The sequence below is a fragment of the Clostridium sp. Ade.TY genome (assembly GCF_000498355.1).
Taxonomy (GTDB): domain Bacteria; phylum Bacillota; class Clostridia; order Clostridiales; family Clostridiaceae; genus Clostridium.
Map to the genome: position 1 here is coordinate 31,781 of NZ_AVSV01000036.1, position 16,635 is coordinate 48,415.

At 25.7% G+C, this 16,635-nt stretch carries 16 protein-coding genes; 12 read left to right on the forward strand and 4 right to left on the reverse strand.

What is annotated here, in order from left to right; all coding sequences use genetic code 11:
• The first annotated feature begins 119 nt into the window (after window positions 1-119).
• Window positions 120-1,274: an iron-containing alcohol dehydrogenase gene (locus O212_RS0113965; protein WP_024615717.1), complete on the forward strand. Its 1,155-nt coding sequence runs from the start codon at window positions 120-122 to the stop codon at window positions 1,272-1,274.
• 259 nt (window positions 1,275-1,533) lie between these two features.
• Window positions 1,534-2,484: a 6-phosphofructokinase gene (gene pfkA, locus O212_RS0113970; protein WP_024615718.1), complete on the forward strand. Its 951-nt coding sequence runs from the start codon at window positions 1,534-1,536 to the stop codon at window positions 2,482-2,484.
• A gap of 64 nt (window positions 2,485-2,548) precedes the next feature.
• Here pfkA and O212_RS0113975 read toward each other — a convergent pair whose 3' ends face one another.
• From O212_RS0113975 to O212_RS0113985, 3 genes are all read right to left on the reverse strand, one after another.
• The gene (locus tag O212_RS0113975) at window positions 2,549-2,836 is read right to left on the reverse strand and encodes a phage holin family protein (protein WP_024615719.1); all 288 of its coding nucleotides are present in this window, start codon (window positions 2,834-2,836) and stop codon (window positions 2,549-2,551) included.
• Window positions 2,837-2,926: 90 nt separating this feature from the next.
• Window positions 2,927-3,790, reverse strand: a complete 864-nt coding sequence (locus tag O212_RS0113980) for a cation diffusion facilitator family transporter (RefSeq protein ID WP_024615720.1) — start codon at window positions 3,788-3,790, stop codon at window positions 2,927-2,929.
• A gap of 281 nt (window positions 3,791-4,071) precedes the next feature.
• A complete protein-coding gene (locus O212_RS0113985) occupies window positions 4,072-4,836 on the reverse strand; it encodes a DeoR/GlpR family DNA-binding transcription regulator (protein ID WP_024615721.1) in 765 nt (254 codons plus the stop codon).
• A 150-nt stretch (window positions 4,837-4,986) separates the two neighbouring features.
• Here O212_RS0113985 and O212_RS0113990 point away from each other — a divergent pair, with 150 nt between their 5' ends.
• The 5 genes from O212_RS0113990 (at window position 4,987) to O212_RS16625 (ending at window position 11,062) form a co-directional block, all read left to right on the forward strand.
• A complete protein-coding gene (locus O212_RS0113990) occupies window positions 4,987-5,889 on the forward strand; it encodes a glycyl-radical enzyme activating protein (protein ID WP_024615722.1) in 903 nt (300 codons plus the stop codon).
• A gap of 16 nt (window positions 5,890-5,905) precedes the next feature.
• Complete coding sequence (locus tag O212_RS0113995; RefSeq protein ID WP_024615723.1) at window positions 5,906-8,311, forward strand: glycyl radical protein; 2,406 nt, start codon at window positions 5,906-5,908, stop codon at window positions 8,309-8,311.
• A 74-nt stretch (window positions 8,312-8,385) separates the two neighbouring features.
• Window positions 8,386-9,066 carry a fructose-6-phosphate aldolase gene (locus O212_RS0114000; RefSeq protein WP_024615724.1) on the forward strand — a complete coding sequence of 227 codons (681 nt, stop codon included), beginning with the start codon at window positions 8,386-8,388 and terminating at the stop codon, window positions 9,064-9,066.
• A 345-nt stretch (window positions 9,067-9,411) separates the two neighbouring features.
• Window positions 9,412-10,911 carry a sodium-dependent transporter gene (locus tag O212_RS0114005; protein WP_024615725.1) on the forward strand — a complete coding sequence of 500 codons (1,500 nt, stop codon included), beginning with the start codon at window positions 9,412-9,414 and terminating at the stop codon, window positions 10,909-10,911.
• Window positions 10,912-10,933: 22 nt separating this feature from the next.
• On the forward strand, window positions 10,934-11,062 hold the full coding sequence (locus O212_RS16625; protein WP_152524878.1) for a MetS family NSS transporter small subunit: 129 nt from the start codon (window positions 10,934-10,936) through the stop codon (window positions 11,060-11,062).
• A 103-nt stretch (window positions 11,063-11,165) separates the two neighbouring features.
• Here the strand turns inward: O212_RS16625 and pnuC are convergent, their stop codons facing one another.
• Complete coding sequence (gene pnuC, locus O212_RS0114015; protein ID WP_024615726.1) at window positions 11,166-11,951, reverse strand: nicotinamide riboside transporter PnuC; 786 nt, start codon at window positions 11,949-11,951, stop codon at window positions 11,166-11,168.
• A gap of 332 nt (window positions 11,952-12,283) precedes the next feature.
• Here pnuC and O212_RS0114020 point away from each other — a divergent pair, with 332 nt between their 5' ends.
• From O212_RS0114020 to yqeC, 5 genes are all read left to right on the forward strand, one after another.
• Window positions 12,284-12,787: a DUF4358 domain-containing protein gene (locus tag O212_RS0114020; RefSeq protein ID WP_024615727.1), complete on the forward strand. Its 504-nt coding sequence runs from the start codon at window positions 12,284-12,286 to the stop codon at window positions 12,785-12,787.
• Window positions 12,788-12,795: 8 nt separating this feature from the next.
• Window positions 12,796-14,172 carry an MBOAT family O-acyltransferase gene (locus O212_RS0114025; protein ID WP_024615728.1) on the forward strand — a complete coding sequence of 459 codons (1,377 nt, stop codon included), beginning with the start codon at window positions 12,796-12,798 and terminating at the stop codon, window positions 14,170-14,172.
• A 9-nt stretch (window positions 14,173-14,181) separates the two neighbouring features.
• A complete protein-coding gene (locus O212_RS0114030; RefSeq protein WP_024615729.1) occupies window positions 14,182-15,282 on the forward strand; it encodes a DHHW family protein in 1,101 nt (366 codons plus the stop codon).
• Between the two features lie 110 nt (window positions 15,283-15,392).
• Complete coding sequence (locus O212_RS0114035; RefSeq protein WP_024615730.1) at window positions 15,393-15,779, forward strand: YxeA family protein; 387 nt, start codon at window positions 15,393-15,395, stop codon at window positions 15,777-15,779.
• A gap of 125 nt (window positions 15,780-15,904) precedes the next feature.
• Complete coding sequence (gene yqeC / locus O212_RS0114040; protein ID WP_024615731.1) at window positions 15,905-16,621, forward strand: selenium cofactor biosynthesis protein YqeC; 717 nt, start codon at window positions 15,905-15,907, stop codon at window positions 16,619-16,621.
• Window positions 16,622-16,635: the final 14 nt, after the last annotated feature.

The window sequence follows — 16,635 nt, forward strand, 5'->3', positions numbered from 1 at the left end:
AAGTAATACAATTATATTAAAGCAAAAGAAAAATTATATACAATCATAAAAATACAATAAGATAATTTTATAAATAAAATAAGTTAAATATAAATTATAGTATGGAAGGAATGGAGAATATGAATAATTTTGATTTTTATAACCCAACTCATATAGTATTTGGAAAGGATAGAGTAAAAGATATTAATAATCTTGTGCCAAAGGATGCAAGAGTATTAGTACTTTATGGTGGTGGAAGTGTTAAAAGATTTGGAACGTTAGAAAGAGTTAAAGAAGCATTAGATGATAGAGCAGTATTTGAATTTTCAGGAATTGAACCAAATCCAAAATATGAAACATTAATAAAAGCAGTGGATATAATTAAAAAAGAAAATATAGATTTTTTACTACCAGTTGGTGGAGGTTCTGTTATAGATGGAACTAAGTTTATATCATTAGCTTGTAATTATGATGGAGATTTAACTGACCTTTTATTAAAAGGAGTATCAGGAAAAATTAAAAAAGCTATACCAATAGGTACAGTATTAACATTACCAGCAACAGGTTCAGAAATGAATAGTGGTGGAGTTATAACATATGATAAAGGTAAGTTTGTAATTGGAAATCCATTAGTGTTCCCTAAGTTTTCAATATTAGAACCAGAAATAACATTTACATTACCAGAGTCTCAAGTTGCAAATGGTGTAGTTGATACATTTATTCATGTTGTTGAGCAATATGTAACATATCCAGTTGATGCAAGATTTCAAGATAGAACAGCAGAAGGAATACTTAAAACATTAATTGAAATAGGTAAAGATACAATTGATAATCCTAAAGATTATGATTTAAGAGCAAATCTTGTTTTATGTGCAACAATGGGATTAAATGGGTTAATTAAAATGGGAGTTCCAGAGGATTGGAGTACGCATATGATAGGACATGAACTTACAGCTTTATATGGTATAGATCATGGAAAGACTTTAGCTGTAGTTCAGCCAGCATCATGGAGTGTTAGAAAAAATCAAAAAAGAGAAAAGTTAGTACAATATGCAGAGCGTGTTTTTGATATAAAAGATGGAGATAAAGATACTAAAATTGAAATGGCTATAAATAAAACAAGAGAATTTTTTGAAAGCTTAGGAGTAAAAACAAAACTTTCAGATTATGGGTTAGATAAGAAAAATATTGATGAAGTAATAAATTCATTAGAAAAACATGGACTTTTAAACTTAGGTGAGAATGGAGATGTAACTTTAGAAGTATCAAGAGAAATACTTAATAAAGCTTTATAATGAATTAAAATGTTAAAATAATAATATAAATAAATTAAAATGCTTTATGTTACCTTAACATAGAGCATTTTAACTTTTAAGATAATATGACAATAAGAGTAAAAAGTGTCAAATTTTTTTGGTGTTAATTACAAAATTCGTGAAAAATTTTATAAATTTACCGGTTAACTATTTATAAATTCACAAAAAAGTATTATTATAATAATATAGATGTATACAATTACATTGAGAAAATTATGGATATACAGAGGAGAAGTTTATGAAAATTGGAATTTTAACAAGCGGTGGAGATGCTCCGGGAATGAATGCAGTTATTCGTTCTATAGTAAAGGTTGCGAATAACTATGGTATTGAGACTTTTGGAATAAAGAGAGGTTATACAGGTCTTTTAAATGAAGAAATAAAAAAGATTGATGAGTTTGATGTAGATTATATTTCAGAAGTTGGAGGAACTATACTAAAAACATCTAGATGTCCAGAATTTACGACAGTTGAAGGAAGACAAAAAGCAGTAGAGAATTTAAAAAAATATGATATAGATGCTGTTATTGTAATTGGTGGAGATGGTTCTTTCCAAGGTGCAAATAAATTACATGAATTAGGTGTAAAAGTTATTGGAATCCCTGGAACTATTGATAATGATTTAGAGTATACAGATTATTGTATTGGTTTTGATACAACTTTAAATACAGTTTTAGAATGTATAAGAAAAATAAAAGATACAGATGCATCTCATGAAAAACCAACAATAGTTGAAGTTATGGGAAGATATTGTGGAGATTTAGCTTTATATTCAGCTATGGCTGGAGGTGGAGATATAATATCAACACCTGAGAAAAAGTTAAGTTTTGAAGAAATTGCAGCAAAGCTTAAAAAGAATATAGAAAAAGGAAAGCAAGACAGTATAATAATAATAACAGAAAGAATGTATGATATAGAAGAACTTCAAAAATATTTAGAAGAAACATTAAATATTGGAGTTAGAAATACAGTTTTAGGATTTATACAAAGAGGTGGAAATCCATCTGCTTTTGATAGAGTACTTGCATCAAGAATGGGAATTCATGCAGTAGAGCTTCTTAGAAATAATGAATCAGGTAAGGCTGTAGGAATACAAGATAATAACATGATAAGTGTTGATATAAATGATGTAAATAATAAAAGAGATATAAAAGAAAGTAAATATAACCTTATGGAATTACTTTTATAATATAAATATAGATTTAGTTTACGCTTAAAATAAAAAGGGCATTAAATATATGCCCTTTTTATTTTTATTCTTTATTACTTGTGCTATTTGTAAAATTAGATTCATTTATAAGGTTTTTAAACATTTGATGGACTCCTGTACTTGCAAGTCCTGAGAACATACCAGCAAGAATTATATCTAATGTAACTGCTTTGTTTATAAAAATATTTAATGATAAACCAAGAATTAGCATAATTAGTGGTATATATTTGTTTGGAATAAAATCTAAGCTACTTTTAATTACATAACCAATACATAGACAAATTCCAACTATAGTAGGAATACAATAATTTTGTAAAAAACTTAAATCCATAATAACCCCTCCACTTTATATAAATATTAATTAATTAAATAAAAATGACGGTTATATTTAAAATAAAAAAGCCATGAAATTCATGACTTTTTATTTTGGATCTACATGTATTGTAACTCTTACATTTTTAAATTTTTCATTCATAGCTTTTTTTATTTTTGATATTATATCATGGGATTCTTTTACTGTTACTGCAGGATCAAGAGTTATATGAAAATCAATATGTTTCATGTTCCCAGATTTTCTAGTTTTTAATTTATGATAATCTATAAACATATTATTATATTTTTCAATAATTGATTTTATTTCAAGTTCATCATAATCACTTAATCTTTTATCTAATATTTCACCGAATCCATTTTTAATTAAATCTATTGATTCTTTTATTATCATTAAAGCAACAATTATAGCTACAATAGAGTCTAAAATATGTATACCAGTTAATTTTATAAGTAATATACCTATACCAACTCCAAGAGATGTGTATACATCAGTTTTTAAGTGCAAGGCATCTGCCTCAAGTGCCATAGAATCTTCTTCTTTTGCAACTTTATATAAAGTTTTTGAGACAAAAAAGTTTACTAATCCTGAAATAAACATTATTAAAATAGCTAAGCTACTATTATTTATTTCAGATGGATTGAATATTTTTCTAACAGATTCAAATATAATCATAAATGATGCTAATAAGATTAGAATACCTTCAATTATTCCAGATATATTTTCAATTTTTCCATGACCATATGGATGCAAGTCATCAGCTGGTTTGGATGAAAGCCTAACAGAGAAAAAAGCAACTATTGATGCTATTAAATCTACTGATGAGTGTATGGCTTCAGATATAATACTAACAGAGCCACTTAAAAATCCAGCTACCAGTTTTAATAATATGAGTAATGTATTAGATAATATTGATAAAAATGCTACTTTGACTTTTTTATTAGAATTTGTCATAAATATTGTCTCCTTTAAATTTATATACTAAGTGTTAAGTATATATTTTATTCAAATTATATACTGTAAAAAAGTATAAACAATTAAGTTTAGGTTTAATTAAAACAAAATTTACAGTATATACATATTGAGTTAAAAAATAGATGATAATAATTATTATTCATAATAAAACTTATATAAATAATTCAATCAAAGTTATTATTAAACAAAATTGGATTATTTATTATTACTATAAAAAATAACCTTAAATAATTAATTATTTAAGGTTATTTTGAATTTATTTATATAATATTAACTCCAATTTTATTTATAAGTTTAACTATTTTATTATCTGGAGCACTTTCTGTAATAATATAATTTATATCAGAAAGTGTGCTAAATTTATAAGTACCGTCAAATTTAAACTTTTTATTTTCTATTAGAAGATAAGTTTTGTTAGAAGATTCTATTATTGCTTTTTTAGTATTACCTTCTTCTAAATCAAAATTACTTATACTTTTATCAAATATATTTATTCCACAACTACCTATAAAGGATTTATTAAATCTGTATTTACAAATACTTTGTATAGCTTCAGAACCAACAACTCCTCCAAGTTTTTTATTATACATGCCACCAATACATATAATTTCTATATTTAATTCAGGATTATTAAATAGGGAGGTTATTTCAACCATATTAGTAACTAAAGTTATCTTCTTGCTACTTTTAGATAGCAATTCAGCAAGTAAATAATTAGTGCTTGATATATCTAAAAATATAGTGTCATTATCGTTTATATTTTCAAATGCTTTAGTTGCTATAATTTTTTTTGTATCTATATTATTTATAAGTCTATTAGAAATATTAGTGCTTTCAGCCAAATTTCTAGGAAGGATAGCACCTCCATAAGTTCTTTCTACTAATCCTTCTTTTTCAAGTTTATTTAAATCTTTTCTTATCATACTTTCTGTAACATTAAATTTATTACTTAAATCTTTAACTAAGACTTTATTATTTTTTTTTACTAATTCTAATATTTCATTAAGTCTTTCTTCCATAAACATTTTAATTCACCTCATTATTATTATAACCAAAATGAGAATAAATGAAAACAAATAAGAACGAAATATATTGACAATATTATAAAATAAATATAAAATATAGACAAATGATAATAAATGATAATAAACAAAAATAAATGAGAGGTGAGTTGGATGACCAAAGCTGTTGTATGCGAAATAGAAAGATATGCTACACATGATGGACCAGGAATTAGAACAGTAGTTTTTTTAAAAGGATGTCCATTAAAGTGTATATGGTGTGCAAATCCAGAAACTCAAAGAAAAGAAAATGATATTTATTACAACGAAAATAAGTGTATAAAATGCCAAAGGTGTATAAAGAGATGTAGTAATGATGCAATTACTTTTGAAGATGGAAAAGTAGTAATAAACAGGAATAAGTGTAACTTATGTGGTGAATGTATTAAGGCGTGTCCAATGTCAGCATTAAATTTTGTTGGAAAAGAAAGAGATGTAAAAGAGGTATTTGAGGAAGTTTATAAAGATAATATATTTTATAAACAATCATCTGGTGGAATAACTATTTCGGGTGGAGAAGTTCTAATGAATAGAAAATTTGTAGTGGAACTTTTAAAAATGTGCAAAGAAAATTATATTAATACAGCAATAGAAACAAGTGGCTTTGGAGATTTTAATGATTTGAGAGATATAGCTAATCTTTGTGATCTTGTTATGTTTGATTTAAAAAGCACTGATGATAAGATGCATAAAGAATTTACAGGAGTAAGTAATAAAATTATATTAGATAATTTAAAAAAATTAAGTGAAATTCATAATAATATAATTATTAGAGTTCCTGTAATTACAGGGTTAAATGACAATGAAGAAAATATTTTAAAAACAGTAGATATAGCAATTGAAAATGGTGTAAAGGAACTTCATTTATTGCCTTATCATTCATTAGGTAAAGATAAGTATAGACAACTACAAAGAGATTATAAATTAAAAGAATTAAAGAACTTAAATGAAATTGACATAGATAATTTAAAAGTTATTGTTAAAAATAAAGGTTTAAAATGTGTAATTGGTGGATAAAGAGGAGGTTGAATTTATGAAAAATTATGAAATTAAAAGTGAGAGAGTAAAAGCTTTAAGGGAATCTGTTTTATCTCAAACACCTAGTGTTTGTATAGAGAGAGCTAGGTATATAACAGAAGCGTATAAAGAGTATGAAAGTGCTCCAGTATATATAAAGAGAGCTAAGGCAGTTGAAAAAATATTAGAAAATATGACTATATATATTAAAGATGGAGAGCTTATAGTTGGTAATCAAGCTTCAAATGAAAGAACTGCTCCAATTTTTCCTGAATATGCAGCAAAGTGGATGGAAGAAGAAATTGAAGAAAAAGGAAATTTTGATAAGAGAGAAGGAGATAACTTTCATCTTAGAGAAGAAGATATAGATGAATTATTAGAAATAGTAGAATATTGGAATGGAAAAACTTTAAGAGATAAATGTTATGGAGAAATGCCAAAGGAAATAGAAGATGCAATTTCAGTTAAAGTAATACATGGGGAAGGAAATATGACATCAGGAGATGGGCATATAGTTCCAGATTTTGAAAAGGCACTTAAATTAGGATTAAAAGGCGTAATTAATGAAGCAAAGGAAAAGCTTAAAACTGTAGATATAAGTGAAAATGATGGATTAAGAAAAAAATCATTTTTAGAGGGCGTAATTATAACTAATGAAGCTGTAATTAAATTTGCAAATAGATATGCAAATCTTGCTATGGAACTTGCTAAAAATGAAGACGATGAAAAAAGAAGACTTGAATTAATTAAAATAGCAGAAGTATGTAGTTTTGTTCCTGAAAATCCTCCAAGAAGTTTTTATGAAGCAGTTCAATTAGTATGGTTTATTCATTTAGTAATTCAAATTGAAAGTAATGGACATTCAGCATCACTTGGAAGAGTAGATCAATATTTATATGAATATTATAAAAAAGATATTGAAAGAGAAATTATAACTAGAGATGAAGCAAAGGAAATATTACAGTGTTTATGGATAAAACTTTACTCAATATTAAAAGTTAGACCAACATCACATGCGGGTTATGGTGCAGGATATCCAACATATCAAAATGTAACTATTGGAGGTTCTAACTTTGATGCAAGTGATTGTGTAAACGATTTAAGTTATCTTATTTTAGAAAGTGTTGGAGAGGCAAAGCTTACTCAACCCAATCTTTCAGCAAGATTACATTCAAATAGTCCAGAAAAGTTTATAAGAGAATGTGCAAATGTAATAAGAACAGGTTTTGGTATGCCTGCCATTCATACTGATGAAATAATAATACCAGCACTTTTAAATAAAGGTGTAAATTATAAAGATGCATATAATTATACAATGGTTGGATGTGTTGAAGTAGCGGTTCCAGGAAAATGGGGATATAGATGTACTGGAATGACATTTTTAAATATGATAAAAGCGTTAGAGCTTACGTTAAATGATGGTTTTGATAAGAGAACAGGAAAAACTCTTTTAACTGGAAATGGAAAACTTACAGATTTTAATAATTATGATGATCTTATAAATGCATGGGAGAAAAATATTAAGTATTACACAAAATTAACAGTAGCACTTGATAAATTAGCAGATACTCATCTTGAAGAGTTTCCGGATATGTTATGTTCATCACTTGTAGATGACTGTATAGGAAGAGCCAAAAGTATAAAAGAAGGAGGCTCTGTATATGATTTTGTTTCAGGTCTTCAAGTTGGTATTGCAAATGTAGCAAATTCATTAGCAGCATTAAAAAGTGTAGTATATGAAGATAAATATTTAAGTAGAGAAGAAATTATGAGTGCTTTAGATAATAATTTTGAAGGTGAAAAAGGAATGATAATTCAAAAAATATTATTAGAAGCACCTAAATACGGAAATGATATAGATTATGTAGATAATATAGCAAAAGAAGCCTATGATACTTATATTAATGAAATAATTAAATATGATACAACAAGAAAAGGAAGAGGTCCTATTGGATGCAAATATGGATTATCTACTTCAGGCATTTCATCAAATGTACCTATGGGAACAGTAACTGGAGCTACTCCAGATGGTAGAAAAGCTTGGACACCAGCGGCTGAAGGAGCATCACCAGTTCAAGGAACAGATATAAATGGACCTACATCTGTATTAAAATCAATAACTAAATTACAAACTATATTAATGACTGGAGGACAGTTGTTAAATCAAAAATTCTCACCAGAATTATTAAAGGGAGATGTTCAATTTGAAAAATTTATATCTTTAATAAAATCTTTTGTAAGCATGAAGGGATGGCATATACAATTTAATATAATTTCAACTGAGACTCTTAGAAATGCTCAAAAAGATCCAGAGAAGTATAGAGATGTAATAGTTAGAGTTGCAGGATATTGTGCACAATTTGTTACATTAGATCCAACAACTCAAGAAGATATAATATCAAGAACAGAAGAAGCGTTATAAAAAAATTAAAATAAAATAAATAATATATTTTATGATAAAGTGTAAAATTTATATATTAAAAGGAGAGATATAATATGATATACATGTTAGATACTGCAAATATAGCAGATATAAAGAGAGCTTGTGACTTATATCCAATAACAGGAGTGACAACAAATCCAACAATAATATCAAAAGAAAATAAAAAGTTTTTAAGACTTCTTAAAGATATAAGAGAAATAATTGATAAAGATACAATGTTACACGTACAAGTTTTAGGTAAAACTTCAGAAGAAATGATAAAGGAAGCTAAATATTTAAATAAAACTATAGGTGGAAATATTTATATAAAAATTCCAGTAACTAAAGAAGGAATAAAGGCTATAAAAATTTTAAGCAAAGAGGGAATAAATATAACAGCTACTGCAATATTTACAGCACAGCAGGCATTAATGGCAGCAGTGAGTGGAGCAAAATTTGTTGCACCATATGTAAATAGAATTGATAATATAAGTGGAAATGGTGTTCAAGTAGTAAAAGATATTATAGATGAAATAAAGCTTTATAACTTAGATTGCAAAGTTTTAGCTGCATCATTTAAAAATGTTCAACAAGTTCATGAGTTAAGTAAGTATGGAGTTCATTCAGTAACTGTAAATCCAGAAATAATGGATAAAATGATAGAGCATCCATTAACTGACTGGAGCGTTGATCAATTTATAAATGATTGGGAAAAAATATATGGAAAAGATAAATTAACAACTGATGTAAACTAAATTTGCAAACCTAAATGAGAATTTTTTAAAAGTAATATTTAAATTAAAAGTTATCTATAAAATTATATAGATAACTTTTTTATTTTAAACGTTTTCTAATGAACAAAATTTAATATTCGTATTTTTAAAATAAAAACAAATCACAATATGGCAACAAAATAATAAAATAGTAATTATATTAATAAAAAAATATATTCAAATGGAATAAATTAATAATAAATACTTGAAAAAGTTAATAAATTATAATAATATTAATAGAAATATTATTATTATATATTTAAATTAAAATATTGTTAATTAAGTTTATTGGGGGCAAATAACTTAATTAAATAAGGAGGGGGCTTTATGAAAGAGAATAGAGAACAATGGGGATCGAAAATAGGATTTATATTAGCTGCAGTAGGATCAGCAGTAGGTCTTGGAAACATATGGAGATTCCCTTATGTAGCATATGCAAATGGTGGTGGAGCATTTTTAATACCATATTTCTTTGCAATATTTACAGCAGGTATTCCATTATTAATATTAGAATATTCAATGGGACATAAATATAGAGGATCGACTCCACTTGCTGTTGCTAGAGCATCAAAAAAGTGGGAGTGGATTGGATGGTGGCCAACAATTACATCCGCATTTATTGTGGCGTATTATTCAATAATACTTAGTTGGGCAATTAATTATTTTGTACTTAGCTTCAAGAAAGGCTGGGGAAGTGATTCAAATGCATTTTTCCATAATGATTTTCTTCAATTAAGTAAGTCACCCTTTGAGCTTAACGGAGTTATTTGGTATGTGTTATTAGGAGTGGCAGTTATTTGGATAATTAATTGGATTGTCTGTTATAAAGGTGTTAAAAAAGGAATTGAAAAGATAAATAAAATTTTATTACCAACATTAGTTATTATTATGATAGTTATAACTGTCAGGTCAGTAACATTAGAAGGTGCTTCAGCAGGTCTTAATACTTTATTTACTCCAGATTGGTCAATGGTTTTTAAACCATCAGTTTGGATAGCAGCATATGGACAAGTATTTTATTCATTAAGTATAGCGATTGGAATTATGATGACTTATTCTAGTTATTTACCAAAGAAAACTGATATAAATAATAGTGCCTTTGTAACTGCATTTGCAAACTGTGGGTTTGAATTTTTATCCGCTATAGCAGTTTTTGCAATTTTAGGTTATATGGCAACAGCACAAGGAGTTCAGGTTTCAGAGGTAGTATCAAGTGGAATAGGACTTGCATTTGTAGCATTCCCACAAATATTTACAGCTATGGGGCCTGTAGGTAATTTTATTGGACCATTATTTTTCTTATGTTTAATTTTTGCAGGAATAACTTCTTCAGTATCATTAACAGAGGCAGTATCTGCACCTTTTAAAGATAAGTTTGGATGGAGTAGAAAAAAAGTTGTTACAATTATGTGTATAATAGGAGCTTTAATGAGTTCAGTATTTGCAACAGGGGCAGGGCTTTATATATTAGATATAGTAGATTCATTTATAAATAGTTATGGAATAGTTGTTGTTGGACTTTTAGAAGTAGTATTAATAGGTTGGATTATAGCTCCAAGTAAAATAAGAGAACATGCAAATTCAGTATCTCATTTCAGAGTTGGTAAATGGTGGGATATAACTATTAAATTTATAACACCAGCACTTTTAATATATATGGTTATACAAAGTATAATTACTGAAATTAAAGTTCCTTATGGTGGATATCAGTTATCGGAATTAATATCATATGGTTGGAGCGTTATAGGATTTGGAATTATAGTAGCATTAATAATATCAAGAAGGCCATGGAAAGATAAAAGTATAGAAGATTATATTGAAGAATAGGTATTTAAAAGGAGGAGTTTTTATGACATTAACATCAATAGTATTTTTTTTAATAGGTGCAATAGTTTTATGGGGAGGGCTTGGTGTAACATTAACTATGCTTCTTAAGAATGAAAGAAAAGAATCTTTAAGTGAAGAGTATAATAATTAATTTATTATAAATTAGAATACCATATAAATATAATTAATAATAAAAGAGGCTAAATTTTAATTTAGCCTCTTTTATATAAGTGAATATTTTAAATAGATAAAATCTATGGTGCAACATGTTGTTTCTTATCAATCTTTTTCCAGAGTATTATTCCATATACAGAGTTAACTGTAAATTGAATCCACATTAGTGCACCAGATAAAGCTGCAAGTGAAAATACTGGATCAGAGATTAATGATTTTAAGTATAATACTATTCCTACTGCATCAGATAATAACCAGAAGTACCAAGTTTCTTTAAATCTTTGAGTAGAAACTATAACAGCGCAAATGGTTAATGTGGCAGTAAATGAATCTATTAAGTAATTCCTGTCTGGCGGTATAATATTTCCAGTAACATTCTTTATTATATTTGGTAAATAATAAGCAAATCTAGAGTAAAGGAACCAAACTATTACTACAAATACAATTAATCCTATCCATTGTTTTTTATTTAATGATCTAACTTCTATAGTAGATGATTCAGAACCATTTTCTTTAGCTTTTAATGCACTTTTTCTCCAAGCATAGAATCCGTAACAATTCATTGGTAGCATATACAATGTATATAAAATAACCTCAGCATACATTGTACGAGATAGAGAAACAAATACGTAAAAGCAAGTATTAACAACTCCCCAAGCATAAGCTGCTGCTTCTGCACGAGCTGTATAAACTGCAGCAAGCAATCCACTTACTGCTGATAAAAGTCCTAAAATAGATAGTGGGTTTATTGTATCTCCAATAGTACCACCAGTATATAAAGGACTAAAGAAAAAGAATAGGTTTACAAGTAAGAAAAATATAAAATATATTTTATGAAATTTTGAAAACGATTTAAACCAACTCATTAATAATTCCCCCTATATTAACTTTAGTATATTAAAGTGTCAAAATACAAAGCTATTATACTGCTAAGAAATTTATAAAACAATATTATAAAAACCTATATAAGTAAAATAATGTAATAGTTTACAAAGAGGAAACGAAAGGACATAATTTAGAAACAAAATAAAATGGTTGCAATTAGCATTGCTAAGGAATTACAACTTATATAAAAATATTTAAATTATAAAATAGTAAATAAAAGTGAATAAATTTAATATTTTAAAAAGGTAGACATTGGATATTATAGATGGTAATATTTTATTACAAATATAGGAAATTGGGGTGAGAGAAAGTTATGAAGAGAAAGGTTGGGTTAATTGTTTTATTACTTATTACAGGGATTATTTTATTAGTAGGATGTTTTGGAGGTGAAAATTTATCAAAAAATGATAATAAAAAAATAAATATAGTAGAAGTTGTACAAAAAATAAAAACAGACATAGAAATGCGTGCTACTGAAAAAATAGATGATGAACTTGCAAAAGAAAAATTTCATTTAAATTTAGATGATATTAATGAATATATTATAGAAAATGGTCTTATAAATAGTGGACTAGAAACTATTGCTATAGTTAATGCAAAAGATGAGGATAGGGCTAATAATGTTAGCGATTCTTTTAAAAAAGTAATAGAAGATAAAAAATTACAACAGCTATATCCAGGAGAAGCAGAAAGCTTGGAAAATGCTAAAATAGTTAAAGAAGGTAACTACGTTGCACTTTTCATAATACCTGATTATGAAGGTGGAGAGGGTAATTCAGAAAAAGCAGTAGAAATATTTGAAAGTTACTTCAAATAAGTTTAACTATGGTATTTTCAAGTATATTATTTATATTTAGATTTTTACCTATAGCTTTAAGTATATATTATATAACGCCTAGTAAGTTTAAAAATCTAAGTTTATTAATACTAAGTTTATTTTTTTATTCATGGGGTGAGGGAAAGTATTTTTTTATACTTATTCTATCTATAATAGTCGATTATTTTATAAGTTTAGGAATAGAAAAGTATAAAGTAAATAGAAAGATAACTACTAGTTTACTTATACTTTCTATTTCTTTTAATTTATTTATATTATTTTTCTTTAAATATATTAACTTCTTTATAGAAAATCTAAATAATATTTTTAGTTTAAACCTAACTATTTTAAATATTACATTACCACTTGGAATAAGTTTTTATACATTTCAAACTATGTCCTATACAATTGATGTATTCAAAGGAAAAGTTAAAGCTGAGAGAAATATAATAAATTTTGGTGCATATGTATGTATGTTTCCACAGCTTATTGCAGGACCAATAGTTAAATATACTGATATTCAATGTGAACTAAATAATAAAAATTATAATTTAGATAATATTGAACAGGGGATAGAACTTTTTATATTTGGATTAGGAAGTAAAGTTTTAATCGCCAATAATGTAGGTCTGCTTTGGGATGAAACTTTAAATATTGGATTTAATAATATGTCTACTATTCTTGCGTGGATGGCTATTATAGCATTTTCTATACAAATATATTTTGACTTTAATGGGTATTCATTAATGGCAATTGGAATTGGAAAGATGTTAGGTTTCAACTTTCCAAATAACTTTAATTACCCATATATATCTAGAAGTATAAGTGAGTTTTGGAAAAGGTGGCATATAACTTTAGGAAATTGGTTTAAGGAATATGTTTATATTCCGCTTGGAGGAAATAAAAAAGGGATTTTAAGTACAGTGATAAATTTATTTATAGTTTGGGTTTTAACTGGATTCTGGCATGGTGCAAATTATAATTTTATAATTTGGGGACTATATTTCTTTGTTATTATAAGTTTAGAAAAAATCCTTTTAAAGAATTTTTTAGAAGGACATAAGTTTATATCACATTTATATACAATAATATTATTATTAATTGGCTTTGCTATATTTGCCTCAACAGATTTAAATAGTTTTTTTGAGTTATTTAATAGATTGTTTGTATTTAAATATGATTTAGATTTTATTTATTATGTTAGAAATTATGGAGTAATAATATTTTTAGGTGCGATTTTATCAACTCCAACAGTTGAAAATAAATATAGAAAAATAAAAGATAACAGTGTAATTAAGGTTTGTTTAGTTATTATGATTTTTATAATTTGTATAGCATATTTAGTTGATGGAAGTTATAATCCATTTTTATATTTTAGGTTTTAGGTGAAGTTTATGAGAAAAAATAAATTGCTTTATTCTTTTATTGTATTTATAGTATTGTTTTCACTTATTGATATTTTAGAACCTATAAATAAGTTTTCAGAATTTGAAAATAGAAAATTAAAAAATTCTATAAATTTTAATATAAATAAAGTTTTTAGTGCTCGGTTTAAAGAAAATTATGAAAAATATATAAATGATCAAGTTGCCTTTAGAGATTTTTTTATAAGCTTAAAATCATATAGTGAGTCAGCAATTTTAAAGGTTGAGAATAATGGAATAATATATGGAAGTGATGGATATCTTTTTGAAAAGTATAATTATATAGATAGGAATAGACAAGATAATAATATAAAAGCCATAAATGAATTTATAAGAAATACAAAGGCAAATGTAAGTGTAATAATAGCTCCAAATTCTTATGGAATATATAATGAAAAATTACCATTAGAATCACCAGTAATAAATATGGAAGAAGAACTTAAAAAAATATATTCAAAAGTAAATGGATCTAATAATATAAATATTTTTGATACTATGATAAAAAATAAGAAAGACTATATATATTACAAAACAGATCACCATTTTACGACTTATGGAGCATATTTAACATATAAAGATTTTATACACAGCATAAACAAAATTGCTGTTAATAATTCACAATTAGAAGCGAAATATGTGCATAATTTTTTGGGTACATATTTTTCAAAATCAAAGAAAATTAATATAGATGAAGATACTATATGCTACTATGAAATACCAAATATAGAGATGACTATTAATGATAAAAAGTATAATACTTTGTATGATTATAATAAATTCAATGAACGTGATAAATATTCTGGATTTATTTATGGAAACAATCCTTTAACAGTAATTAAAAATAAAGAAATAAAAAATAGAGAAAAGATTTTAATTATAAAAGATTCATATGCAAATAGCATGATTCCATTTTTAACTCAAAATTTTGAAGAAGTTCATGTTATTGATTTAAGGTCATATTCAAATAGTGTTTTAGAGTATATAAATTATAATAAAATAAATGAAGTATTAATATTGTATAATTTTATAAATTTTAATAGAGATGCTAATATAATTAAAATAAAAAAATAATCTTACGAAATTGTAAGCTGAATGAAAGATACTTAAATATGAGAAAATAACTTCTATATTTATAATGTTATTGCAAGGAAATAAATTAATAAATATAAGGAGTGAATACGTTGAAAAGAATATCAAAATTTATATTAGTAGCTCTATTTGGAGTCATTACAGTTGGAGCTTTTGCTGGGTGTAGTGATAGATTAAATGAAATTGGTTCAGATAAATATTATGTTCAAATAACAAAAGACGGAGATAGACAATATGAAGGTAAATATAATGGTAAAGACGTTTATGATTATTATTACAAAGATATAAAAGCATATAATAAAAATGGGGATGAAATAAAGGTTAAGTTTTCAGCAGAGAAAAATTTAAGAAAAAATGCTTTCCTAAAAGTAAAAGTTAAAGATCTAAAAAAAGATGAAAATAATGACATTTTATCTTATGAAGAAGTACAACGTGATGATTTACCAGATAAAGTTAAAGAAAAATTAAATGTAAAATAATCTAAGCTAATAATTTGCCTGTAAGTTATAAAATAATAACTTACAGGCTGTTTTTATTACATACAAAAAATTTGAAAAAATTTAAATAAATTGTATAATAAAACCAAGAGGCTTTGGAGGAATTTATGAAAAATTTATGTGACTTAATTAATTTAAAAAATGGTGATATAGTTTCTGTTGTTGGATCTGGCGGAAAAACAACATTTATTTATAATCTATCTAAAGAATTGTCTAAAGAAAAAGTTATTATAACTACCTCTACGAAAATGTTTATCCCAAAAGAAGAAGATGGATTCAATTTTATATATTTAAATGAATCTAAAGAAATTAATTTTAAAAAAGGAATAAATTTTTTAATTGGAGAAATTGTTTCTGAAAATAAGTGTCATACAGATATAAACTTTATAGATAAAGATTTATATGGTTTTGATTATTTGCTAATTGAAAGTGATGGTTCAAAAAGAAAACCATTAAAAGGATGGAATGAATCTGAACCAGTTATAAGTAAAAGGACAAGCAAAACGATAGGAATAATACCTATAGATATAATAGGAAAAATTGCTACAAAAGATATAATTCATAGAATAGAAAAATTTTCAAAAATATCTTCTATATCAGAAGGCGATGAAATAACTATTGAAGCAATAGCAAATGTAATTTCAAATAAAGATGGACTATTTAAAGATAGTATTGGAGAAAAAATATTATATTTAAATAAGGTTGAAAGTCAAAAGCAATATGAAATGGCATGTGAATTGCTAAAAATATTAGAGAGGAAAGATATAAAAATAAATAAAATAATTGGTGGAAGTCTCTTAAATGAAAATTATATTTTATTTTAAGATTTATATTGAGG